This window comes from Raoultella sp., assembly GCF_039594335.1.
GTDB lineage: Bacteria > Pseudomonadota > Gammaproteobacteria > Enterobacterales > Enterobacteriaceae > Klebsiella.
In genome coordinates, this window is the sequence record NZ_JBCNNS010000033.1 from 17746 (window position 1) to 41124 (window position 23379).

The following is a 23379-nucleotide window of genomic DNA, read 5'->3' on the forward strand; positions in this document are numbered from 1 at the left end:
CCCATATCACCAGGCAAGTAGGTCATCGGCAACCGCACGGGTTGTCAACAGAGATGCAACTTCAAGTACGAAGGGTATAATTCCCCCCTACATCGATATGTCTACAGGGATTTATATGCGTCCTCTCCTATGGGCTGCCATCATGGGGTTATGTCCTGCATCGCTCCTGGCCGCACCTGTTCAAGGTTTTTCTTTCGCGCATAAAGACTGGGAAGTCGCCTGCGATAACACCGGCACCTGCCGGGCCGCAGGTTATGGCGTCAACATGGGAGAAATCAGCGTCCTGTTGACCCGTAACGCAGGTGCCGGGCAGCGCGTGAGCGCTCAGATGACCTTTGCCCAGACCGATCGTGATATTCCTCAGGACGCCACGGTTAACTTGCTGATCGACAACCAGGATCTCGGTACGCTTGAGGCCAAAGACGACAGCCATTTCCGCTTCGATAGCAGCCAAACAGACGCCCTGATTCAGGCACTGGAGCATGACAATAACATCGAGATTGCCCTTAACGGTCAGCGTAAACCGCTCTCCAGCGCGGGCAGCAGCGCGGTGTTTCTGAAGATTGATGAGTTTCAGCAGCGCCTGGGCACCGCAGATGCGCTGGTGCAAAAAGGCAATGCCGACGATGACAACACCCTCAGCGCCGTTCCGGCACCGGAAATTATCGCCGCCCCGACGATCCACAACGCCCAGAGCGAACCGCTGACGGCAAAGCAACGGCAGAAACTGTTGCCAGAGCTGATCCCATTGCTGAACAGCCGTTGTGATGACTGGCAAAATAAAGATATTCCGCCTCAGGAACGGCAGATAACCACAACCTCTCTCGATAAAACCCATTCGCTAATCGAGGCCCTGTGCTGGCGTGCCGCCTATAACGACGGGTACGCCATGTGGGTGGTGGAGAATACCCCTCTCGCCAAACCACAGCTCATCACCACCGATGCCTCCAGCTATGCCGATGGCACAATCACCTTTTTCAATAAAGGGCGTGGCATCGCCGACTGCGTCAACGGCGAGGAGCGGGTCTGGGACGGCAGAACGTTCGTGCAGAGTCTGAAATATTCGACCGGCATGTGTCGCGAAATCACGCCTGGCGGTACCTGGATGCTGCCCACGTTCGTCAGTCAGGTGCGTCCAAAACAACAGAAGGACGCCGATAATCTGGCGCTCAAGGAGCTGTATAACGCCGTGCTGAAAGAGCAAAAGAGCGACCCGGAGCTGGCGTTGAAAAAGGTTGCCGAACAGTTCCCTCTCACCGGACATGTAACGAACTTTACGCTGACCTACGCGGACGACTCTCTGGTAACGACCAACAAACCCGCGGTCGATATCAGCGATGATGAGTGGCAGGCTTTTCTTCATTCCGATATCAGCGCTGACTCGGAAAACGGCAAAGTCAGCTTCACGCTAGTCGATCTTGATAACGACGGTAAGCGCGATTTAATCATCGACAGCTATATCGGTGGGACCGGACTCTTCAGCTACACCGGCGTGCTGAGGCGGGGAGATAACACGTTTGATACCGTCGATCATAGCGATACCGATGACGACGATGATTTCGACGCTGGCGTTCCTGGGGCTCTGTTTTCCCTCAACGGACGTGGTGCCAATCAGTGGAACCAGTGGGTCAGAATCAACGGCCAGGTGTATGCGCTGTGGTATAATGGTCAGTTCGGCGAAGACAACCTTTATTTGCTGCGCCCCTTCAGTCCGACAGACAGAAGTCCTGCTGTGACGATTCGCTATCGCTATAAGCTGGAAACGCTCAGTTCTCCGGAAAAAGACCAGCCGCTGACGCCGGCGCTTACGGCAGAGGATCGGGACGATTTACTCAAATCGTTGGAACTGATGCAAAGCAACCTGCTGAAAGATAAAAAAGGTCACGCGGAAGAGGGGCCCATCTGCCCTATCCCCCCCGGAACGTCATCAGATGAAGCGGATAACTACTACAGCGGCGTCGCCTCTTACTACGTCTATGAAACGGTGGCCTATATACCCGTCTGGCTCGGTGGTAAATGCTTTATTGGCACCGTCATCAGCCATCATGGCGCCTATCACCATGGCGTTGATGCGGAAATTATGATCAGCTCGCCGCGGGAAGACGAAAACCTCATCGGCGGCTACTCCATCTCCGGATTGCGCCACGTTATCTCTGCCGTCAGTGGCTGGAAAACTCGCGAAGGTGATAACGGGATGATGTGATGAACCAGCAAAATACCCCTTTCGCGACAAAACTGCCGCAAAGTTAAGCAATCAGCAAGTAAATCAAGAAATTTGGTTGACGCGCAAGATGGATTACGGTTTAATGCGCCCCGTTGCCCGGATAGCTCAGTCGGTAGAGCAGGGGATTGAAAATCCCCGTGTCCTTGGTTCGATTCCGAGTCCGGGCACCATTATTTAAAGAAACCAGCCTATGGGCTGGTTTTTTGCTTTCTATAATACGGACTCTCCATCGAACTTCGTTCGATTATTCGCGGAAAGCCGCTCACCCCTTCGGGGCCAGCGCGACAAGCGCGCTGTTCAACGCCTGCGGCGTTAGTCCGAGTCCGGGCACCACTATTTAAAGAAACCAGCCTACGGGCTGGTTTTTTGCTTTCTACAATACGGACTCTCCATCGAACTTCGTTCGATTATTCGCGGAAAGCCGCTTACCCCTTCGGGGCCAGCGCACGATACAGAACTCTTCCACAGACTTCTCCCACTTTTTGCACGGCGTACAAAGTTGCGCTATCTCGCCATTGCCGGCAATCAACACGTTATCATCTCAGACTGCCTCCCTTCACACTGCCCGTAGCGTCAGAGCGCCCTCTTATCGCCAGTTCCCGCTTAGCCCCCGTTATAGCCGCAGGTCCCGCTTAGAAACCCGCGACTGCGGCATATGATAAGCGACACCTGATAGAGTTCGTAACCGTAGCGATAGCTTTCATTTTAGAGGTTAAACCTTACTCTCTGAGGTCCCACTCTCACTGATGACGGGTAGCACAGTCTGAAAGCAGCGTTTCAACGCCAGAATAAATATTCTGTTTGTTGGCAATCCAACATAAATAGCGGGATAAAAAACATTCTGATATCAGGAGGTGAATTTATTGCTCCTGAATAATTAAAATTCACTGAAAGTTAACATTATTTTCGCGGAGCCCTTTCAGGCCCCGCGAATTATTTTATTTTAACATTGACTTCACTTTCCGGGCCACCCGGCGAACCAGACTGGTGCCTCGTCTTGCGCCCTGGACATGAATTGCTTCATACAGAGCATTAAAGCGGTCATGGGCCCAACCATCTCTCTGCTGAGAAATAAGACCATCAACCTTATTATTTAAAAGTTGTAACTCATTACTGACTGAATGACTGCCATTAATGCTGCGCAACCGACTCACTTCGCTCTCAAGCTCATGAATCTTTTCGAGGTAGGAAGGCATCAACCCCATTGCATAGTTATATTTAACATTCTCATCCATAAATGGACGGAAACTACGATAGTTGTTTTTACTCTTATTTCCACTTAACAACATGCCGGAGTTTGCAACTCTATACCAAAATAGAGGTTCCGGGACGACTTGCAATTTATATCCCTGTAAAGATACTTTGGCAAAAAACTCCCAGTCTTCATGACCTAAACCGTAATCCTCAGTAAATCCGCCCACTTTTTCGAAAACTTCTTTTCTGATCAGCGCATTAGCATCGCCAAAGCAGTTACTAAAGCTGGCGATATTTAAATCAGGTCCTAACGGAAGCCAGCAGTGCGTCATTTTACGGAACGGAGAAGGGAACTCCTCACCAAAAATAAGATCGCTTGGTGTGGTTAACACATCGGCCCGGGAGTTTAATGCTGCCGTAACAAACGTTTCCACCTCAAAAGGCTTAGCGACATTATCATCATCCATAAACATCAGATATTCGCCGGAGGCGTGCCGCGCAGCCAAATTCCTTGCAGCGCCCAGATAGTTATTAGAACTACGGACGATTTTCCAGCCTCGTGAGTTAAAGTCATTCTCGATGAGATTCAAATAACGATGAGACTCTTCTGTCGTACTTCCATCATCGACCAGGATAACCTCAATATTTTGGTACGTCTGAGATTTTATTGAGGCGAGTGCTTGCTGGAGCAAATGGTGACGTTCGAAGTGAGTGATACACACGCTAACTAATGGACTGTTAGCTTCATCGATTTTCTTGAATACGCAGTTGTTTTTTCGTTCAACTGCGGCAAACCAGTCTTCTTTAATATTTTCTTGTGATTCAACAAGCCCTGGTTTGATATTTATATTTTTTAACCGATAGTGAATTTTACCGTATAAATCGACAGGTGTAGGAGTAAACAGAACCTCCGCATGATGTTCCTGCGGAATAAGCTCTGGAATTCCGCCAACGTTTGAGGCGAGGAAATTAACGTTATTAATCAAGCATTCATAAACGGTATAGGGTGAGTTTTCTACAAGCGATGGGATGATGACTAATACATTTTTTCTTTTTATATATTCGTTGGCATTGGTACGATCATAATCGCTGATGATATTAACTGCGAGTCCCAAATTTTTAGTCTGATTCATAATATAGGTAAATGAATCAGTTTTCCCCATAGTGACATTTTTTCCGAGGAAGGTTACACCAGAGACGGTCTCTTTATCTTCGTCAGATAGTTTTCTTAATGCGCGGAGGAATATATCAAGCCCTTTACGGGTTTCAAGCCGGCCGAAAAATACAAGCTCAACGCCAGAAGCTGTTTTTTCATTTGTTTTAACTATAACATCGCTTCTTGTTTCAAACCCTTGAAATGGCTCACAATTTAAAATGACATGGTGTTCTTCAGGTACATTCCAGTGCTTACTCAACATCCAGTCAATTAAATACTGAGACGGACTAACAACTTCATCCGCCATCTCAACCACCATTTTCTCCATATAATAGAGTTCAAGATGATTCTGATCATATGGGAGCTGGTAATTACCTTCATCAGCCCATAACGTTGAGCTGTGAGTATTTACAATGAACTTCGTGTTTTCAAAATCAGTACCATTCTTTTTACTTAATAAAGTGTAATAAAGATCTGCCTGCCATTCACAAGAAATAACAGTGTCATAGATATTATTTTCTTTCAACCACAGCAAAATTGAATAGCTTTTCCTTCTAAAATAAGGCGCATCAATATTAATCTCTTTTACCAGCCCGGTGCTTAGCAGATTGATACCAAAGGTACTATAAATACGTGACCAGTCGCTAAATTTTGATACAGATGATTCCGAATAGTCACCACATGTATACAATACATCGACATCATACCCCTTTTTTGCCAAAGTAGTGGCAAGGGCAGTGAAAGCAGTACCAATGCCGCCGTTACGGACAGGCCCCTCAATGTCCGGCGTCATTATAAGAACTTTCTTCATTGTAATCTTTCCTTAGTAACCTAGACTTTTCTATAATAATGAGTGAGTTGAAGTAGTATAAGATAGCAATCGGTAGCTTCTGTTAAACAGGATAAAAAATGGCCAATGCAGAGTTAAAATTTGATTTATTTCTAAAATCCTATCATCCATCTCATCGATTTGTCTATAAGGCAAACCCTGGTAATGCTGGTGATGGCGTGATTGCATCTGCGACGTATGACTTTTTCGAACGAAATGCTCTTACCTATGTCCCTTACAGAGATGACGAGCACTACAACTCTGATACTGATATTTTAATTTTTGGCGGCGGAGGAAACTTGATAGAAGGATTGTATTCTGAAGGTCGTGACTTTATCCACAATAATATTAAAAAATTTCATAAAGTAATAATCATGCCGTCGACAATCAGAGGGTATAGCGATTTATTCACCAGCAACATTGATAAGCTAGTTGTTTTTTGCCGAGAAAATATCACTTTCGATTATATTAAATCTCTCAACTACGAAACAAACAAGAACGTATTCATTACTGATGATATGGCATTTTATCTCGATCTTAGTAAATACCTGTCACTTAAACCTGTCTATAAAAAACAGGCCAATTGCTTCAGAACGGACTCCGAATCGCTAACTGGAGACTATAAAGAAAACAACCATGATATTTCGCTCACCTGGAACGGCGACTATTGGGATAATGAATTTCTGGCGCGCAACTCTACCCGTTGCATGATAAATTTTCTTGAAGAGTATAAAATTGTCAACACCGACAGACTGCATGTGGCAATTTTAGCATCTCTGCTTGGTAAAGAAGTAAACTTCTATCCTAACTCATACTACAAAAATGAAGCTGTTTATAATTATTCACTTTTGAATCATTATCCAAAAACATGCTTTATTAAGACAAGTTGAAAAAGGCAGCGTATAATAATACGCTGCCTGAAAATCACATAACTGCTACAGCATTATTAATTATTGCCTGCCAGCCTTCACGCGAGTACTCATTCGCACGACTATAGTCTGCAAATCTATCGATTACCGCAGTAAAAAAGTTATCAGTGACTTTAGTGATTTCACCGACCTTTGAACTATCCGCATCACTTTTCACATACAGTATTTTACTGTTACCATGTTTCTTAAATTCCTTTGATAGTGCCAATGCAATATCATCAAGATTATTGCCATTACTTTTTACGACAAAAATTTTATTTTCATCAGCAAGGCTTTTTCTGAACTTGTCAGTTAAATATTTAATCTTATCCATTTCTTTTTTATAAATAAGATTATTTTCCTGCTCAGAATAACGCCAGGACCAGCAATCATTTATATTGTCACTATACATTTCAGTATGAAAACAAAGGTCATGTTTTTGGTCAAGCACCATATCCTGCCAGGAAGGTGTCAAGTTTTCATAAATATAAAAATCTGCAAAATCAGATTCTATTAACTTTAGAAGAGCATGATAGTTTTTTATTAATGTCCAGCGAAACAAGCTTCCTTCATCATAACCTGACTCTCTTAGAAAGAAAGCAAACTCACAATTATCGCCAAGACTTTCGAAACGCTGTAATTTATTTATCATTGTTTTCCAAAGGGGGAATTGAATGATTATACAATACGGCACGTCTCGCTAACACCAAAAATGTCGCCAGAAGCATTTCGTTTGAAACTGCGCATCGCAATTAGCTCGCGACATGCGCATCAGCCAGCCATCGCCCTGCCAAGCTGGCGCCCGGCCTCCAGATGGGCTTCCGCAGTTTCCAGCTCAGGCGACAGCAGCAGGTTTGAACTGGCTACCGCAGCCCCGCAATAATCAAAAATCCCGTGGACAATTTGCGCATTAAAAGCATCGCTAAACCATGCTTATCATACGTTTTCTGGCTCGCTGCGCCTAACGCAACCAGATGTACCCGCAGGCGACCCAGCTTCTTCAGCACCTTGCCATCGGCGGTCTCCCCATAGACCCAACCGCTGGAAAACACCCGATCGATCCAGCCTTTTAGCAGACCAGGCATCGACCACCAGTAAACGGGAAAGACCAGAACCAGCGCCAGACGGCGCGAATGGATGAAATACTGCGCAACACTGAACCCAATGCGGAGAAGCTGGCTTCGGCGATCGCCAACGCCTGTATTGAGTGCGTGCTGATCCAGGGGCGCGAGATGCCAGGCGTCATGGCCGCGCTGCTGCCAACGCTAACAAGAAGCGCCCGCCGCCAGGCGGACGCTCGATTATCAGCCGCCGGCCTTCTTAATCGCCGCATCCAGCGAATCTTTATCAGCCAGTCCCGGGAAGACGGTGATCGTGGCTTCGGTCGCGCCGGTGGTCGGCATCACGATCACCCCCGGCGTTCCGCTTAAGCCAATCTCCTGCGCCAGTTGGTTGGTGCTCTCGAGGACCGCCTCAACATCCGGTGCTTTCTTCGCGTCGAAATTCACTTTCTTCGCCTGCTGCTGCACATCCGCTGCCGTCAGCTTCCCTTCGTTATGACCGGTGGCATAAATCCCGTTATGATAAGTCAGATAAGCTTCCGCGCCTTTCTGCTGGTAAATTTGCAGGCCAGTCTTCGCCGCCGTCAGCGAAGTCTCCCAGCGACTGCCGAAAATGGGCCACTCTTTAAACGCAAACCGGGTCTGCGGATTTTCTTTAATCACCTGCTCCATCACCGGCGCCAGGCGGCTACAGTAAATACACTGATAATCAAAGAATTCGATCACGGTCACCTTACCATCCGCCGGTCCGTAGGTCGGGGTATTTTTATCCTGGGTCAGCGCAGCCTGATTTTTAATCACGGCCTGAGTTGCCGCGCTCGCCTGCTGTTCTTGCTGAATCTGCTGAAGTTTCTGGCTCGCCTGTAGCAGCACCTCAGGATGAGCGACTAAATAATCGGCGGCAATTTTGCCAATGCGGGCTTCCTGCTCCGGGGTAAAAGTTGCTGCGGGCGTCTGCGCGGCAATGGCCAAAGCCGGAAGTAGCGTGGTGCCCAGCACAGCGCCAATCAATATTTTTTTCGTACCAGCCATGAGGATAATCCTTTCGATGAGTAAGCGGCAGGTGAGTCTGACAAAACAAAGTATCATCCTTTTCCGGTGAATCATCTCGTCACGATGCATTGATTCGTAACTTTATTTTTCAATATCACGCCTGAGCCCCCGCGATCTTTTTCCAGGCGGTGGTCAAGGTGCCAGAACAGGGGTACGCTTGCTCCGGTTTTCCCTTGAGGGAACCTTTTTTAAATGAATGAGTCAGGCATGAACGAACTATTCAATCAATGGGATGTTGTTGTTATTTTTCTACAAATCATCGCAATCGACCTGCTGCTGGGCGGCGACAACGCGGTGGTGATCGCCATGGCATGCCGCAAGCTGCCGCCCGAACAACGTACAAAAGCGATTCTTATTGGCACCTTCGGCGCCATCCTGGCCCGCGTTCTGTTGCTGGCCATCGCCGTCTACCTGCTCTCTCTGCCGTGGCTGAAAATTGTCGGGGCGCTCCTGCTGCTATGGATCGGTATCAAGCTGGTTGCCCATCAGGATGAAGATGAAGAGATTGGCAGCTCAGGCAGCCTGTGGCGGACTGCGGTCACCATCACGGTGGCCGATGTTATTATGTCGATGGATAACGTGCTGGCGGTCGCCGCCGCCGGCAAAGGCCACCTGCTGCTGGTCGCGCTGGGGGTCTTGATCAGCATCCCAATCATCGTGGCCGGCAGTAAACTGGTGCTGGCGATCCTTAACCGCTTCCCGGTCGTTATCCTGCTGGGAGGCGCCCTGATCGGCTGGATAGCCGGCTCAATGTGGGTGACGGACCCCACCATCGTACGCCTGTTTCCGCAGGCACCCGATGCACTACCGCTTATCGCCGGCACGCTCGGCGCAGCGCTGGTGCTACTGGAAGGACTTCGCCGCAGCCGCCGGGTGCGCCCGGCCAGGTAAGCTGCTGGCAGACGCCGTCAATCCCGACGGCGTCAAGTTTCCGCCAGATTCCTTCCACACCCGCCCTCATTTGCCCTAAGCTTATGATTGAAAGTCGTGACCACCGCACCAAGCCAAATGAGATAACACCATGGAATTAAAGGATTATTATGCCATTCTAGGGGTTAAGCCAACAGACGATCTAAAAACGATTAAGACCGCCTACCGCCGACTGGCGCGTAAATATCACCCCGACGTCAGCAAAGAAAGCGATGCCGAAGCACAATTTAAAGATCTCGCCGAAGCCTGGGAAGTCCTGAAAGATGAACAGCGCCGCGCCGAATATGACCAGCTCTGGCAGCACCGCAACGACCCGCAATTTGACCGTCAACAGCACTCACGCGAACAAAACTACAGCCAGCAGGATTTTGACGACATCTTCTCGTCGATGTTTGGTCAGCAGGCGCACCAGTCCCGCCGCCAGCATGTCGCCCGCGGCCATGATTTAGAAATTGAAGTCGCAGTGTTCCTTGAAGAGACACTGGCCGAGCAGACGCGCACCATCAGCTACAAACTGCCGGTCTATAACGTCTTTGGTATGATCGAAAGCGAAACGCCGAAGACCCTGAATGTGAAAATCCCCGCAGGCGTCAGCGATGGGCAGCGTATCCGCCTGAAAGGTCAAGGAACACCGGGAGAAAACGGTGGACCGAATGGCGACCTGTGGCTGGTCATTCACATCGCCCCGCACCCGCTGTTCGATATTGTGGGCCATAACCTGGAAATCGTTCTGCCGCTCGCCCCCTGGGAAGCGGCGCTTGGTGCCAAAGTGATCATCCCGACGCTCAAAGAGAGCATTCTGCTGACTATCCCGCCGGGTAGCCAGGCGGGACAGCGTTTACGGATTAAGGGGAAAGGGCTGGCGAGCAAAACGGCCACCGGCGATTTATATGCCGTGATTAAAATCGTCATGCCGCCCAAACCGAACGAAAAAACCCGTGCGCTCTGGCAACAGCTGGCCGAGGCAGAAGCCGGATTCGAGCCACGTCAAACATGGGGGAAAGCATAATGGCTAAAATGGTCGTGACGTTTACGATGACCGAGTTTTGTCTGCATACCGGTGTTTCCGAAGAAGATCTGCGGGAGATCGTCGGCCTGGGCGTGATTGAACCGCGCCAGCCGCAGACGGAGGTCTGGTTGTTCGATGACAGCGCGGTGATGATAGTCCACCGCGCGATGCGCCTGCGTCGGGAGCTGGAGCTGGACTGGCCGGGTATCGCGGTGGCGTTAACGCTGCTGGATGAGAATGCGCGGTTGACCCGCGAAAACCGGCTGCTGCAGCAACAGCTGGCACGCTTTCTGGCGCACAGTTAAGCTTGTAGCAAAGTAAGCTCTTCTTAAATGGCCCGCCTGCACGAGTCGACAACAGACGAGCCATCTTTTGATAGTGTAGAATCGGTCGGCCGGGCAAAACACTGGCCGCGGCCCGGCAGAAATCCGCCCCCTGTCTCATACCGAACCGACTCACGATGCCCCACTCCACTCCGGCAGCCAGTCGCCGTGGCGGGTAATCAAATCGTCCATACGCGCATAAACGAACATAAAAAATGCCGCCGGGGAAGCCCGCGGCGGCAGCGTTTAAAGCAGGTACGGATTACTCGTTAATACGCGGGTGCTGCTGCACCAGGCGAGAGCGTTTTTCCTGCAAATCGGCGATCTCCTGATCGAGATCTTCGATTTTATGCTCAATATTATCGTGATGTTCTCGCAGGATATCTTTCGCTTCCTGGATATCCGATGCCGCAGGTGTCGCCCCTTTCAGCGGACGGTTTGCCGTCTCTTTCATCGTCAGACCGGTCATCAGCCCGATAACCGCAATCACCATCAGATAGTAAGCCGGCATCATCAGGTTCTGCGAGGTTTCCACCAGCCAGGCCGCCAGGGTCGGCGTCAGACCGGCAATCAGCACCGAAATATTAAAGGCACTGGCCAGGGCGCTAAAACGAATATGAGTGGGGAACATCGCCGGCAGCGAGGAGGCCATCACCCCGATGAAGCAGTTGAGCACCACCGCCAGCAGCAGCAGCCCCGCGAAAATCAGGCCAATAATGTTGCTGTTAATCATGATAAAGGCCGGAATTGACAGGGTAAACAGCGCCACGCTACCGATCAGAATGAACGGACGGCGGCCAAAGCGGTCGCTAAGCATGCCGATAATCGGCTGGACGAACAGCATACCGACCATGATCGCAATAATAATCAGCACCCCGTGATCTTCCGAGTAGTGCAGGTTATGCGACAGGTAGCTCGGCATATAGGTGAGCAACATGTAGTAGGTCACGTTGGTGGAAATCACCAGACCGATACAGGTCAGCAGGCTACGCCAGTGTTTAGTCGCAATCTCTTTAAAGGAGACTTTCGGCCCTTCCTGTAACCCTTCGCGGTCGCCCTGCTCCAGAGTATCGACGTGCTGCTGGAACGCCGGCGTCTCTTCCAGCGCATGACGAAGATAGAGACCAATCAGCCCTAACGGCAGCGCCAGGAAGAACGGTAAACGCCATCCCCAGTCGAGGAAGCTCTCTTCCCCCACCACGCTGGAAATCAGCACCACCACGCCCGCACCCAGCACAAAGCCGGCTATCGAACCAAAGTCCAGCCAGCTGCCCATAAAGCCGCGCTTGCGGTCGGGAGAGTATTCAGCGACGAAGATTGAAGCACCGGTATACTCGCCGCCCACCGAGAAGCCCTGTGCCATTTTACACAGCAGCAGCAGAATCGGTGCCCAGATACCAATCGAGGCGTAGGACGGAATGAGACCGATACAGAAGGTACTGATCGACATGATGATAATCGTAATGGCCAGTATCTTTTGTCGACCATATTTATCGCCCAGCATACCGAAGAACAGACCGCCTAACGGACGGATTAAGAACGGAACGGAGAATGTCCCTAACGCAGCAATCATCTGCACGCTGGGATCGGCATCGGGGAAGAAGACTTTACCTAAGGCATACGCCACAAAACCATACACACCAAAATCGAACCACTCCATCGCATTACCCAGCGATGCTGCGGTGATGGCCTTTCTCAACTTACCATCGTCAATGATGGTGACATCACGCAGAGTGATTGGCTTTATTTTTTTCCTTTTAAGCATATTTTTCCTCTAAAGCTTCGCCGTGAGCGCACGGATCGTCACCACACGGCAAAGCCGTCGGCATTGTGCGTTGGGAGCGGCGAATGGCTGTGCCCCTCTTCTCAAGCGTAGCAGGTTTGCCTGCACTGTCTGCTGACAGTCTGTACAACCGAACCTGTTGACGCCTGCTCTGGCAGTAGTCAGTAAATGGAGTTACGCATAAATCTGCTGAATTTACGAACTCCCCTTATTTACCCTAACAGCGTTTAAATTTGGGATCAACTTCACAAAAAAAACGCCGCCATATAACAGAGCCAAATAATTTTAATAAGTTCCCTAATGCTGACAGCAGAGGTGATTTATTTCTGCAGCAACGCAGACATTCCCCCGACGAAATATCCCGCCATACCTGTTCCGAAATATAAATCTTTTTTCCGCCGTATTATCATAAAAAAAGTCCCGACAAAAGTGCGTGAATACGCTATAATCGCTCACACTTTCGGCTATCAGCCGCCATTTAATGGACCAACGTCCTGTTTTTCCCTGTAATCACGAGGAATGTCATGCAACTCCCACACTGCCCGAAATGCCAGTCTGAGTACACCTATGAAGATAACGGCATGTTTATCTGCCCGGAATGCGCCCATGAATGGAACAATGCCGAGCCAACTGATGATAATGACGCCCTGGTGGTAAAAGATGCTAACGGCAATTTACTCACCGATGGCGACAGCGTGACTGTCATTAAAGATCTGAAGGTAAAAGGGAGCTCTTCCATGCTGAAAATCGGTACCAAAGTGAAGAATATTCGTCTGGTGGAAGGCGATCATAACATTGACTGTAAAATTGATGGTTTTGGTCCGATGAAGTTGAAATCCGAATTCGTTAAAAAGAACTAGTTCTATTTCCCCGGCACCGGGAATTTATTTACCCGCGCCTGAAACGGCCGCCGGGAAAATAAACGGATATATTTGCGCCGCATCGCCTGATTATTTCCCGTGCGCCACAGCATCCAGACCCGACTCTACCGCCTGGTCTGGATGGCTCATCACCTTCTACACTTAATGGTGTCTTCGTTACCTGAGGTAATGATTATGCCCGTCAGTCCTTACATCACCTTTAGCGGCAACTGCGCAGCGGCAATCGCGTTCTATCAGCAAACGCTGGGCGCCGAACTTGTCCACCAAATTACCTACGGCGAAATGCCACAGGATGCCCAGGATGGCTGCCCTTCCGGCCAGCATTTATCCGCCGACTGTATCGCTCACGCCAGCCTGCGCATCGCGGACAGTGAGCTGATGCTCGGCGACAGCCCGGGCGACAAGACCGATCGCTACGCCGGCTTTACCCTGGTACTCGATACCCAGGACCTGACCAAGGGCAAGCGCTGGTTCGATAGCCTCGCCGACGGCGGGAGCGTCGAAATGGCCTGGCAGGAAACGTTCTGGGCCCACGGCTTTGGCAAAACCATCGACCGCTTTGGCGTCCCGTGGATGGTTAATGTCGTCAAGCAACCTTAAACCTTCCCCCTCCGGGCGGGTTCTCCCGCCCTGTCACTCAGCTGGCACCAACTCTTCATCCTCCGGTCATAGCGAGTTAACCGGAATGTAACAAAAACGCGTCAGGATCGGGCCACTCTCAGAGGGAAATCCCTTCTTCTGCTTAGTGAGGCTTGACTGACATGTACTTATCCAGACATCCGACCAGTTATCCTACCCGGTATCAGGAAATTGCCGCCAGACTTGAGCAGGAACTACGCCATCACTACCGCTGCGGTGACTACCTTCCGGCGGAACAACAGCTGGCCACGCGCTTTGAAGTCAACCGCCATACCCTGCGCCGGGCGATCGATCAACTGGTCGAACGCGGCTGGGTCCAGCGTCGTCAGGGGGTTGGCGTGCTGGTGCTGATGCGCCCAATCGACTACCCGCTCAATGCCCAGGCGCGCTTCAGCCAGAACCTACTCGATCAGGGCAGCCACCCGACCAGCGAAAAGCTGCTGTCGGTACTGCGCCCGGCCAGCAGCCACGTCGCCGAAGCCTTTGGCATTGCTGAAGGCGAGAACGTCATTCATCTCCGGACCCTGCGCCGCGTCAACGGCGTCGCGCTGTGTTTGATCGACCACTACTTCACCGACCTACGCTTCTGGCCGGTGCTGCAAACCTTCACCCAGGGTTCACTGCACGATTTCCTGCACGAACAACTGGATGTCGAACTGACCCGCACGCGCACCAAAATCAGCGCCCGTCGCGCCCAGGCGAAAGAGAGCAACATTCTCGGGATCCCCAACATGGCGCCGCTGCTGTGCGTGAGAACCCTGAACCACCGCGCGGGCGAACCGCAGGCTACGGAGTACTCCGTCAGCCTGACCCGGGCGGACATGATTGAATTCACCATGGAGCACTGAATGCACTTTGATACCGCAACCCGCCAGCGCTGGATGTCCGTGCTGGCCCACAGTGAACCCGAGGAGCTGCTGGCACGAATGCAGACCCTGCAGCTGGCGCCGGAATATGAACTGATTCGCACGCCGGAAACCGGCCTGGTACAGCTCCAGGCAAGAATGGGTGGGATTGGCGACCGTTTCTTCGCCGGAGACGCGACGCTGACCCGTGCCGCCATTCGCCTGACCGACGGCACGATCGGCTACAGCTGGATACTGGGCCGCGATCGTCCGCACGCAGAGCGCTGCGCAACCATCGACGCCCTGATGCAATCACCCCACCATTTTCACAGCTTAATGGAAACCCTGATTACCCCGCTGGAAGCACAACGAAACGCGCGCATTGAAGCCCGACGCGCCGAAGTCAACGCCAGCCGGGTGGACTTCTTTACTCTGGTTCGCGGAGATAACGCATGACCTTACAAACCGCTTTTACCCTGCCGGTGCAGGATGCTCAGCACAGTTTTCGTCGCCTGCTAAAAGCCATGAGCGAACCAGGCGTCATTGTCGCACTCCAGCAGCTCCAGCACGGCTGGCAGCCGTTGAATATCGCCTCCACCAGCCTCCTGCTGACCCTGGCAGATCATGAAACGCCGGTCTGGCTCTCTGCGGCACTGCACAACGATCTCGTCGGCCAGAACTTACGTTTTCACACCGGCGCACCGCTGGTGGAACTGCCACAGCAGGCGGTCTTCGCCGTCACCGATGAACGTATTAGCAGCGAACAGCTTAACGTCCTGTCCGCCGGGACCGTCGCCGCCCCGGAAACCGGCGTCACGCTGATTGTCCAGCTCACCAGCCTCAGCGGCGGACGCATGCTGCGCCTGACCGGTGCCGGCATTGCCGAAGAGCGCATGATCGCCCCGCAGCTACCGGACTGCATCATTGATGAACTGACCGAACGCCCGCACCCGTTCCCGCTGGGCATTGATTTGATCCTCACCTGCGGCGAGCGCCTGCTGGCTATCCCGCGCACCACCCACGTGGAGGTTTGCTAATGTACGTTGCCGTCAAAGGCGGAGAGAAGGCGATCGAAGCCGCTCACGCCTTACAGGAACATAAACGACGAGGCAGTGGACAGCTTCCTGAACTGAGCATTGAACAGATTACCCAACAGTTAAACCTTGCGGTCGATCGGGTGATGACCGAAGGCGGCATCGCCGACCGTGAACTGGCGGCGCTGGCGCTCAAACAGGCCAGCGGCGACACCGTCGAAGCCATTTTTTTACTGCGTGCGTATCGCACCACCCTGCAACGACTGGCGGTAAGCGAACCTGTCGATACCGCCAACATGCGCCTGGAACGCCGTATTTCGGCGGTGTATAAGGATATTCCCGGCGGCCAGATGCTCGGTCCGACCTACGATTACACCCACCGCCTGCTGGATTTCACCCTGCTGGCTAACGGCGAAACGCCGCCACTGCATACCGCCGACCGCCCCCAGGAAGCCACACCGCACGTTTTTAACCTGCTGGTACAGCAGGGGCTGGCAAAAGCGGAACAGGCGTCCGACGCCCGGCCCGACGACATCACCCGCGTACCGCCGGTCTATCCCTGCTCACGTTCGTCACGCCTGCAGCAGCTGGTGCGTGGCGATGAAGGCTATCTGCTGGCGCTGGCCTACTCGACACAGCGCGGTTACGGCCGTAACCATCCTTTTGCCGGTGAAATTCGCAGCGGCTACGTCGCCATCGAGATCGTCCCCGAAGAGCTGGGTTTTGTGGTCAATATCGGCGAACTGCTGATGACCGAATGCGAGATGGTCAACGGTTTCGTGGCACCGGAAAGCGAACCGCCGCACTTTACGCGTGGCTATGGCCTGGTATTCGGCATGAGCGAACGCAAGGCGATGGCGATGGCGCTGGTCGACCGCGCGCTACAGGCGCCAGATTACGGTGAAGAGATAGCCGGGCCAGCGCAGGATGAAGAGTTTGTCCTCGCCCACGCCGATAACGTCGAGGCAGCCGGTTTCGTCTCGCATCTCAAGCTACCCCACTATGTCGATTTCCAGGCCGAACTGGCGCTGCTGAAACGCCTGCAACGGGAGAACGAACGTGGCTAACCCACTCACTGGCTACAACTTTGCTTATCTTGATGAGCAGACCAAGCGCATGATCCGCCGGGCCATTCTCAAAGCGGTGGCGATTCCCGGCTACCAGGTGCCGTTCGGCGGCCGCGAGATGCCGATGCCCTACGGCTGGGGAACTGGCGGTATTCAGCTGACCGCCAGTATCATCGGTGAGCATGACGTGCTGAAGGTGATTGACCAGGGCGCTGATGACACCACCAATGCGGTATCGATACGGCAGTTCTTTAAGCGCGTCACCGGCGTTGCGACCACCGAAGCGACCTGCGATGCCACGCTGATCCAGACCCGTCACCGGATCCCGGAGACGCCGCTCACCGAAGATCAGATCCTGATCTTCCAGGTGCCGATCCCGGAGCCGCTGCGCTTTATTGAGCCACGCGAGACCGAAACCCGCACCATGCATGCGCTGGAAGAGTACGGCGTGATGCAGGTGAAACTGTATGAAGACATTGCCCGCTTCGGTCATATCGCCACCACCTATGCCTACCCGGTAAAAGTGAACGGCCGCTATGTGATGGACCCGTCGCCAATCCCGAAATTCGATAACCCGAAAATGCACATGATGCCCGCGCTACAGCTGTTCGGCGCCGGACGGGAAAAGCGCATTTACGCCGTGCCACCGTTTACTCCGGTGGAGAGTCTCGATTTCGACGACCACCCCTTTACCGTCCAGGAGTGGGATGAACCCTGTGCCATTTGCGGGTCTCGCCACAGCTACCTCGATGAAGTGGTACTCGATGACAGCGGTAAACGGATGTTTGTCTGCTCCGATACCGATTATTGCCGCCAACAAAGCGAGGCACTGAACAAATGAGCCATCCGTTACTCGCGGTCAATCATCTGACCCATCTTTATGCGCCGGGCAAAGGCTTCAGCGACGTCTCTTTTGAACTGTGGCCCGGTGAAGTGCTGGGCATCGTCGGCGAGTCTGGATCGGGGAAAACCACGCTGCTGAAAGCTCTCTCGGCGCGCCTGGCGCCGCAAGAAGGTGAAGTGCGGTATGAAAACCGCTCACTGTATGCGATGAGCGAAGCGGATCGCCGCCGCCTGCTGCGTACCGAATGGGGCGTGGTGCATCAGCATCCGATGGATGGCCTGCGCCGTCAGGTGTCGGCAGGCGGCAACATCGGTGAGCGCCTGATGGCCACCGGCGCACGTAACTACGGAAATATCCGCGCAACCGCCGAGCAGTGGTTGAACGATGTCGAAATTCCGTCGTCACGTATTGACGATCTGCCCACCACTTTTTCCGGCGGCATGCAACAGCGTTTGCAAATCGCCCGCAACCTTGTGACCCAGCCGAAGCTGGTCTTTATGGATGAGCCGACCGGCGGTCTGGATGTTTCCGTGCAGGCGCGTCTGCTCGACCTGCTGCGTGGTCTGGTGGTGGAGCTGAACCTGGCCGTGGTGATAGTCACCCACGATCTCGGTGTCGCGCGCCTGCTGGCGCACCGTCTGCTGGTGATGAAACAGGGTCAGGTGGTGGAAAGTGGTTTAACCGACCGGGTGCTCGACGATCCTCATCATCCGTATACCCAGCTGCTGGTGTCATCGGTATTGCAGAACTGAGGTTGCTGTCGCCGGGTGACGCTGCGCTTACCCGGCCGACGAACACAGAATCATTCACGTTCGAACAACAGCACCCGGCACCCAAACCACGAGGCCAAAATGATTCACGTTGAAAATGTCAGTAAGACCTTTGTACTCCACCAGCAAAACGGCGTGCGCCTGCCGGTGCTGCAAAATGCCTCTCTGGAGGTCAGTAATGGCGAATGCGTGGTGCTGCACGGCCATTCCGGCAGCGGCAAATCCACCCTGCTGCGTTCGCTGTATGCCAACTACCTGCCAGACACCGGCCATATCCATATCCGCCACGGCGACGAATGGGTTGACCTGGTCAACGCCTCGCCGCGTAAGGTGCTGGAAGTCCGCAAGCGCACCATCGGCTGGGTCAGCCAGTTCCTGCGAGTGATCCCGCGGATTTCCGCCCTCGAAGTGGTGATGCAACCGCTGCTCGACCTCGGTATCCCGCGCGATACCTGCGCTTCGCAGGCTGCTCGCCTGCTGACGCGCCTGAACGTTCCGCAACGGTTGTGGCATCTGGCACCGTCCACCTTTTCCGGCGGGGAACAGCAGCGGGTCAATATCGCCCGCGGTTTCGCGGTGGACTACCCGATTTTACTGCTTGATGAGCCAACCGCCTCGCTAGACGCCAGAAACAGTGCCGCCGTAGTGGAACTCATTAATGAGGCCAAAGCGCGCGGCGCGGCTATCGTCGGTATTTTCCATGATGAAACGGTCCGCAATCAGGTCGCCGATCGACTGCACCCGATGGGAATAACAGCATGATTATTAACAATGTAAACCTGGTTCTTGAAGACGAAGTGGTACACGGTTCGCTGGAAGTACAGGAGGGCAGAATTTACGCCTTTGCCGAAAGTCAGAGCCAGTTGCCGCAGGCGCTTGACGGCGAAGGCGGCTGGCTGCTGCCCGGGCTGATTGAGCTGCATACCGATAATCTGGACAAATTCTTTACTCCGCGCCCGAAAGTCGACTGGCCCGCCCACTCGGCGATGAGCAGCCACGATGCGCTGATGGTCGCCAGCGGAATCACCACCGTACTGGATGCAGTCGCCATCGGCGACGTCCGCGACGGCGGCGATCGGCTGGAGAATCTGGAAAAGATGATCAACGCCATTGAAGAGACGCAGAAACGGGGCATCAACCGCGCCGAACATCGTCTGCATTTACGCTGCGAACTGCCGCACCACACCACACTGCCGCTGTTTGAAAAACTGGTTGGCCGCGACCCGGTGAGCATGGTCTCCTTGATGGATCACTCCCCAGGTCAGCGCCAGTACGCCGACCGTCGCAAGTACCGCGATTACTATCAGGGAAAATATCACCTGACTAACGAAGAGATGGATCGCTTTGAAGAAGAGCAGATGGCGCTGGCAGCCGCATGGTCGCAGCCGAACCGTCAAACCATTGCGGCGATATGCCGCGAGCGCAATATCGCGCTCGCCAGCCACGACGACGCCACCGCGGAACATGTCCTCGAATCCTATCAGCTTGGCAGCGTGATCGCCGAGTTTCCCACGACGTTAGCCGCCGCCGAGGCATCACGTCGCCACGGTATGAACGTGCTGATGGGCGCCCCCAATATCGTGCGCGGCGGTTCGCACTCCGGTAACGTCGCCGCCCACCAGTTGGCGGCCAGCAACCTGCTCGATATTCTGTCGTCAGACTATTATCCCGCCAGCCTGCTGGATGCGGCGTTCCGCATCGCCGACGATGACGACAACACCTTTACGCTGCCGCAAGCCATTCGTCTGGTCAGCAAAAATCCGGCCCAGGCTCTGGGATTAGGCGATCGCGGCGTGATTGCGGAAGGTAAACGTGCCGATATGGTGCTGGCGCACCGTCGCGGCGAACATGTCCATATTGACCACGTCTGGCGTCAAGGAAAGAGGGTCTTCTGATGCGCGGAAAATTGATCTGGCTGGTGGGGGCCTCAGGCTCCGGAAAAGACAGCCTGCTGGCGGCCTTACGTCAGCGCGAAAATACCCAGTTGCTGGTAGCGCATCGCTATATTACTCGCCCGTTTAACGCCGGCAGCGAGAATCATATTGCGCTCAGCAAGCAGGAGTTTTTTAACCGCGCCGAGCGCCAGCTGTTTGCCCTGAGCTGGCATGCCAATAACAATTACTACGGAATTGGCATCGAAATTGACCTGTGGCTGCACGCCGGTTTTGACGTAGTGGCTAATGGCTCTCGCGCCCATCTGCCGCAAGCGCGTGCGCGCTATGCCGACGCACTCCTGCCCATCTGCCTGCAGGTGACGCCGGAAGTGCTGCGTCAGCGCCTGGAGCAGCGCGGACGAGAGAGCGACACGGAAATCGCTCTGCGCCTGGAACGCGCGGCGCGCTATACCCCCTCCGACTGCCTGACGCTGGACAACAACGGCAGCCTCGGGCAATCCGTCGAGCTGTTCTTCACGCTACTGCGCCGCCACTCCACCCGACAAGAGACCCGGCATGCCAGCCTGTGAACTTCGCGCTCCGACCCTGGACGACGTCGAGGCCGTCTATACGTTAATTTGCGAACTAAAGCAGAAAGCGTACGATCGCCGCCATTTCGCCGCCGGGTTTGCCATGAACCTGCAAAATCCAACCCTGCGCTATCAGCTGGCGCAGGTGGCGGGAGAGACAGTCGGGTTGATTGGGCTACAGTTGCAATTTCCGCTTAATTTCACTGCCTGGATCGGGGAAGTGCAGGAACTGGTGGTGCTGCCACAGAGGCGCGGCCTGCACGTCGGCCAGGCGCTGCTGGCCTGGGCGGAGCAGGAAGCCCGCAACCACGGCGCGCAAATGGTGGAGCTCTCCAGCGAAAAAGCCCGCCACGATGCCCACCGTTTTTATCTCCGTGAAGGGTATACGCAAAGCCATCTGCGTTTTAAAAAAAGCGCTGTGAGGAGGAAGTATGGGTCTGACTATCCGCTTAACCGGTACCGGCGGCGCCCAGTTGGTTCCGGTCTTCGGCTGCGACTGCGCGGCCTGCCAGCGTGCACGCAACGATGAGGCTCATCGTCGTCGCCCCTGTAGTGCGGTCGTGACCTTTAATGATGCCGTCACCCTTCTGGATGCCGGGCTGCCCGATCTGATGGATCGCTGGCCTGCCGGCCACTTTCAGCAGTTTTTGCTTACCCATTATCATATGGATCATGTTCAGGGATTATTCCCGCTGCGCTGGGGCATCGGCGCGCCGATCCCGGTGTTTGGCCCGCCAGATCCTGAAGGCTGCGATGACCTGTTTAAACACCCTGGCGTACTGGACTTCAGCCATACTGTTGAGCCGTTTGTGATGTTTGAATTACAGGGATTGCGGGTGACGCCGCTGCCGTTGAATCACTCGAAGCTGACGTACGGCTATCTGCTGGAGTCGGCACACAGCCGGGTAGCCTGGCTGTCGGATACCGCCGGATTACCGGAAAAGACGCTCAAATTCTTACTGAATAACCAGCCGCAGGCGATCGTGATCGACTGCAGCCATGAGCCGCGCCCGCAGCCTCCGCGCAACCACTGCGATTTGAATACGGTAAGCGCCATCAACCAGGTGCTGGGCTGCCCGCGGGTCATTCTGACTCATATCAGCCACCAGTTTGATCTCTGGATGATGGACCATCCACTGCCGCCGGGGTTTGAGGCTGGCTATGACGGTATGGAGATCGTGCTGGATTAATCTTTGACTCCGGTAAACACTATCGTCACCCCAGTCAGGAACGACAGCACGGTTAATCATCGTCATCCAGCCGACGCTGGTCGTTCTCCAGCTGCCGACGATCCTGATCCAGCTGACGCTGACGATCATCGAGCTGGCGGCGACGCTCCGCTATCTGCCGTTGCCGATCGTCATACTGCCGCTGGCGATCGGCGCTTTGTTGGCGGCTGCCCTGGTAACGTCCGTCATCATAGAGGTCGTCATCATCAGAGCGGCTATTGCCCGGGTTGTAGGCATCATGAATCGCCTGCTGAATATTACCGATTGCGTCGTCAATAATATCAGCGCGCGCCAGCTGGCTGCTCAGCGACAGCGTGCAGAGAATTAGAGCGGTAAAGTAACGTTTCATAGAGCCAGTCTCTTCAGGGGGCTGGCCCTACATTAAGCAACGGTCATCGCGACGAGTAGCGGAGGAATCTCAAATCCGCCATCATGTGTCCCCGATACGGCTCCGCTCAATGTTTACCGTGATCCGCCAGCGTGGGCTGTCGTCACCTGCCGCAGCGCCTGCATCAGCTGTGTCCGACTGAAGGGTTTACGCAACAGCTCCACGTCCGGCAACGCGGGATTGTGCGCCGGACGCAGATCCTGACCGCTGATCAGCAGCACCGCCACCGTCGGGAAACGACGCTGGGTTTCGTTAATCACCTCGGCTCCGCTCAATCTGCCCGGCAGCATCAGGTCGCTAATCAGCAGCGCGATTTCCGTCGAAGCATCAAGTAACTGCAGCGCCTGCTCTCCGTTCCCGGCCTCCAGGGTTAACCAGCCGAGCTGATGAAGCTGCTCACAAAGAGTCTGACGTACATCGGTATCATCCTCCAGTACCAGCGCCAGCCGCTCACCGCTCAACGCCTGCTCAACTTCCGGCAACGGGCCACCGGTCGGCGCCTGTACCGCCGCACGCGGGAGCTGCAAACGCACCGTGGTCCCCTGCCCCGGCGCGCTCTCGATAGCCACCCGTCCGCCGGACTGGCGGACAAAACCATAGACCATCGACAGCCCCAGACCACTGCCGCTACCGGTTTGTTTAGTGGTAAAGAACGGTTCGAACACCTGAGCCTTGACCTCTTGCGACATCCCGCTGCCGTGGTCAATCACCTCCAGCGCCACCATATCCTGACGCCGCCCGTCGCTGC

24 protein-coding genes, 1 tRNA gene and 2 pseudogenes are annotated in these 23379 nt (G+C 53.8%); 19 read left to right on the forward strand and 8 right to left on the reverse strand.

Going from position 1 to position 23379, the window contains the following annotated elements; all coding sequences use genetic code 11:
* Positions 1 to 115: 115 nt before the first annotated feature.
* Together ACZAHD_RS08230 and ACZAHD_RS08235 are read left to right on the forward strand one after the other, a co-directional pair.
* Positions 116 to 2203, forward strand: coding sequence for a DUF1176 domain-containing protein (locus tag ACZAHD_RS08230; RefSeq protein ID WP_462456329.1), 2088 nt, complete (start codon positions 116 to 118; stop codon positions 2201 to 2203).
* Between the two features lie 115 nt (positions 2204 to 2318).
* Positions 2319 to 2394, forward strand: a tRNA-Phe gene (locus ACZAHD_RS08235).
* 768 nt (positions 2395 to 3162) lie between these two features.
* On the opposite strand, the gene ACZAHD_RS08240 is transcribed toward ACZAHD_RS08235, so the two are convergent.
* On the reverse strand, positions 3163 to 5385 hold the full coding sequence (locus ACZAHD_RS08240; RefSeq protein WP_462456330.1) for a glycosyltransferase: 2223 nt from the start codon (positions 5383 to 5385) through the stop codon (positions 3163 to 3165).
* A 98-nt stretch (positions 5386 to 5483) separates the two neighbouring features.
* Here ACZAHD_RS08240 and ACZAHD_RS08245 point away from each other — a divergent pair, with 98 nt between their 5' ends.
* Positions 5484 to 6293 carry a polysaccharide pyruvyl transferase family protein gene (locus tag ACZAHD_RS08245; RefSeq protein WP_462456331.1) on the forward strand — a complete coding sequence of 270 codons (810 nt, stop codon included), beginning with the start codon at positions 5484 to 5486 and terminating at the stop codon, positions 6291 to 6293.
* Positions 6294 to 6327: 34 nt separating this feature from the next.
* On the opposite strand, the gene ACZAHD_RS08250 is transcribed toward ACZAHD_RS08245, so the two are convergent.
* From ACZAHD_RS08250 to ACZAHD_RS08265, 4 genes and pseudogenes are all read right to left on the reverse strand, one after another.
* Positions 6328 to 6963 (reverse strand): hypothetical protein, encoded by a 636-nt coding sequence (locus tag ACZAHD_RS08250; protein WP_462456332.1) that lies wholly within the window; start codon positions 6961 to 6963, stop codon positions 6328 to 6330.
* Positions 6964 to 7082: 119 nt separating this feature from the next.
* Positions 7083 to 7432: pseudogene (locus tag ACZAHD_RS08255) on the reverse strand (NAD(P)H-dependent oxidoreductase); the annotation flags it as partial.
* The gene (locus ACZAHD_RS08260; RefSeq protein WP_462456333.1) at positions 7381 to 7557 is read right to left on the reverse strand and encodes a hypothetical protein; all 177 of its coding nucleotides are present in this window, start codon (positions 7555 to 7557) and stop codon (positions 7381 to 7383) included. The pseudogene ACZAHD_RS08255 and the gene ACZAHD_RS08260, both read right to left, overlap by 52 nt.
* A 58-nt stretch (positions 7558 to 7615) precedes the next feature.
* A complete protein-coding gene (locus tag ACZAHD_RS08265) occupies positions 7616 to 8404 on the reverse strand; it encodes a DsbA family protein (RefSeq protein ID WP_462456334.1) in 789 nt (262 codons plus the stop codon).
* A gap of 228 nt (positions 8405 to 8632) precedes the next feature.
* Between ACZAHD_RS08265 and ACZAHD_RS08270 the strand changes: the two genes are divergently transcribed.
* The 3 genes from ACZAHD_RS08270 to cbpM all read left to right on the forward strand — a co-directional run bounded on the left by ACZAHD_RS08270 (position 8633) and on the right by cbpM (position 10669).
* Complete coding sequence (locus ACZAHD_RS08270; RefSeq protein WP_462456335.1) at positions 8633 to 9316, forward strand: TerC family protein; 684 nt, start codon at positions 8633 to 8635, stop codon at positions 9314 to 9316.
* A gap of 130 nt (positions 9317 to 9446) precedes the next feature.
* The gene (gene cbpA / locus ACZAHD_RS08275) at positions 9447 to 10364 is read left to right on the forward strand and encodes a curved DNA-binding protein (protein ID WP_462456336.1); all 918 of its coding nucleotides are present in this window, start codon (positions 9447 to 9449) and stop codon (positions 10362 to 10364) included.
* A complete protein-coding gene (cbpM, locus tag ACZAHD_RS08280; protein ID WP_462456337.1) occupies positions 10364 to 10669 on the forward strand; it encodes a chaperone modulator CbpM in 306 nt (101 codons plus the stop codon). Before cbpA ends, cbpM begins: the two co-directional genes overlap by 1 nt.
* Positions 10670 to 10949: 280 nt before the next feature.
* Here the strand turns inward: cbpM and proP are convergent, their stop codons facing one another.
* Positions 10950 to 12452 carry a glycine betaine/L-proline transporter ProP gene (gene proP / locus ACZAHD_RS08285; protein ID WP_462456338.1) on the reverse strand — a complete coding sequence of 501 codons (1503 nt, stop codon included), beginning with the start codon at positions 12450 to 12452 and terminating at the stop codon, positions 10950 to 10952.
* A 542-nt stretch (positions 12453 to 12994) separates the two neighbouring features.
* Here proP and ACZAHD_RS08290 point away from each other — a divergent pair.
* The 13 genes and pseudogenes from ACZAHD_RS08290 (at position 12995) to phnP (ending at position 22204) form a co-directional block, all read left to right on the forward strand.
* Entirely contained in the window at positions 12995 to 13330 is a 336-nt protein-coding gene (locus ACZAHD_RS08290) for a zinc ribbon domain-containing protein YjdM (RefSeq protein ID WP_462456339.1), read from the forward strand.
* Between the two features lie 195 nt (positions 13331 to 13525).
* The gene (yjdN, locus tag ACZAHD_RS08295; protein WP_462456340.1) at positions 13526 to 13951 is read left to right on the forward strand and encodes a VOC family metalloprotein YjdN; all 426 of its coding nucleotides are present in this window, start codon (positions 13526 to 13528) and stop codon (positions 13949 to 13951) included.
* A gap of 161 nt (positions 13952 to 14112) precedes the next feature.
* Complete coding sequence (phnF, locus tag ACZAHD_RS08300; protein ID WP_462456341.1) at positions 14113 to 14838, forward strand: phosphonate metabolism transcriptional regulator PhnF; 726 nt, start codon at positions 14113 to 14115, stop codon at positions 14836 to 14838.
* Entirely contained in the window at positions 14839 to 15291 is a 453-nt protein-coding gene (gene phnG, locus ACZAHD_RS08305) for a phosphonate C-P lyase system protein PhnG (protein ID WP_462456342.1), read from the forward strand.
* Positions 15288 to 15872, forward strand: coding sequence for a phosphonate C-P lyase system protein PhnH (phnH, locus tag ACZAHD_RS08310; RefSeq protein ID WP_462456343.1), 585 nt, complete (start codon positions 15288 to 15290; stop codon positions 15870 to 15872). Before phnG ends, phnH begins: the two co-directional genes overlap by 4 nt.
* Positions 15872 to 16936, forward strand: coding sequence for a carbon-phosphorus lyase complex subunit (locus ACZAHD_RS08315; protein ID WP_462456344.1), 1065 nt, complete (start codon positions 15872 to 15874; stop codon positions 16934 to 16936). Before phnH ends, ACZAHD_RS08315 begins: the two co-directional genes overlap by 1 nt.
* Positions 16929 to 17777 (forward strand): alpha-D-ribose 1-methylphosphonate 5-phosphate C-P-lyase PhnJ, encoded by an 849-nt coding sequence (locus ACZAHD_RS08320; RefSeq protein ID WP_032698356.1) that lies wholly within the window; start codon positions 16929 to 16931, stop codon positions 17775 to 17777. Before ACZAHD_RS08315 ends, ACZAHD_RS08320 begins: the two co-directional genes overlap by 8 nt.
* A complete protein-coding gene (phnK, locus tag ACZAHD_RS08325) occupies positions 17774 to 18532 on the forward strand; it encodes a phosphonate C-P lyase system protein PhnK (RefSeq protein WP_462456345.1) in 759 nt (252 codons plus the stop codon). Before ACZAHD_RS08320 ends, phnK begins: the two co-directional genes overlap by 4 nt.
* 99 nt (positions 18533 to 18631) lie before the next feature.
* A complete protein-coding gene (phnL, locus tag ACZAHD_RS08330; RefSeq protein ID WP_462456346.1) occupies positions 18632 to 19312 on the forward strand; it encodes a phosphonate C-P lyase system protein PhnL in 681 nt (226 codons plus the stop codon).
* Positions 19309 to 20445, forward strand: a complete 1137-nt coding sequence (gene phnM, locus ACZAHD_RS08335; RefSeq protein ID WP_462456347.1) for an alpha-D-ribose 1-methylphosphonate 5-triphosphate diphosphatase — start codon at positions 19309 to 19311, stop codon at positions 20443 to 20445. Before phnL ends, phnM begins: the two co-directional genes overlap by 4 nt.
* On the forward strand, positions 20445 to 21014 hold the full coding sequence (gene phnN, locus ACZAHD_RS08340; RefSeq protein WP_462456348.1) for a ribose 1,5-bisphosphokinase: 570 nt from the start codon (positions 20445 to 20447) through the stop codon (positions 21012 to 21014). Before phnM ends, phnN begins: the two co-directional genes overlap by 1 nt.
* Positions 21001 to 21429 (forward strand): annotated as a pseudogene (gene phnO / locus ACZAHD_RS08345) (aminoalkylphosphonate N-acetyltransferase); the annotation flags it as partial. The gene phnN and the pseudogene phnO, both read left to right, overlap by 14 nt.
* 16 nt (positions 21430 to 21445) lie before the next feature.
* Entirely contained in the window at positions 21446 to 22204 is a 759-nt protein-coding gene (gene phnP, locus ACZAHD_RS08350) for a phosphonate metabolism protein PhnP (RefSeq protein ID WP_462456349.1), read from the forward strand.
* 52 nt (positions 22205 to 22256) lie between these two features.
* On the opposite strand, the gene yjdP is transcribed toward phnP, so the two are convergent.
* Both yjdP and ACZAHD_RS08360 read right to left on the reverse strand, forming a co-directional pair.
* A complete protein-coding gene (gene yjdP / locus ACZAHD_RS08355) occupies positions 22257 to 22592 on the reverse strand; it encodes a DDRRRQL repeat protein YjdP (protein WP_462456350.1) in 336 nt (111 codons plus the stop codon).
* 113 nt (positions 22593 to 22705) lie between these two features.
* Positions 22706 to 23379 (reverse strand): ATP-binding protein (locus ACZAHD_RS08360; protein ID WP_462456351.1); only part of this gene is annotated, 674 nt, incomplete at its 5' end.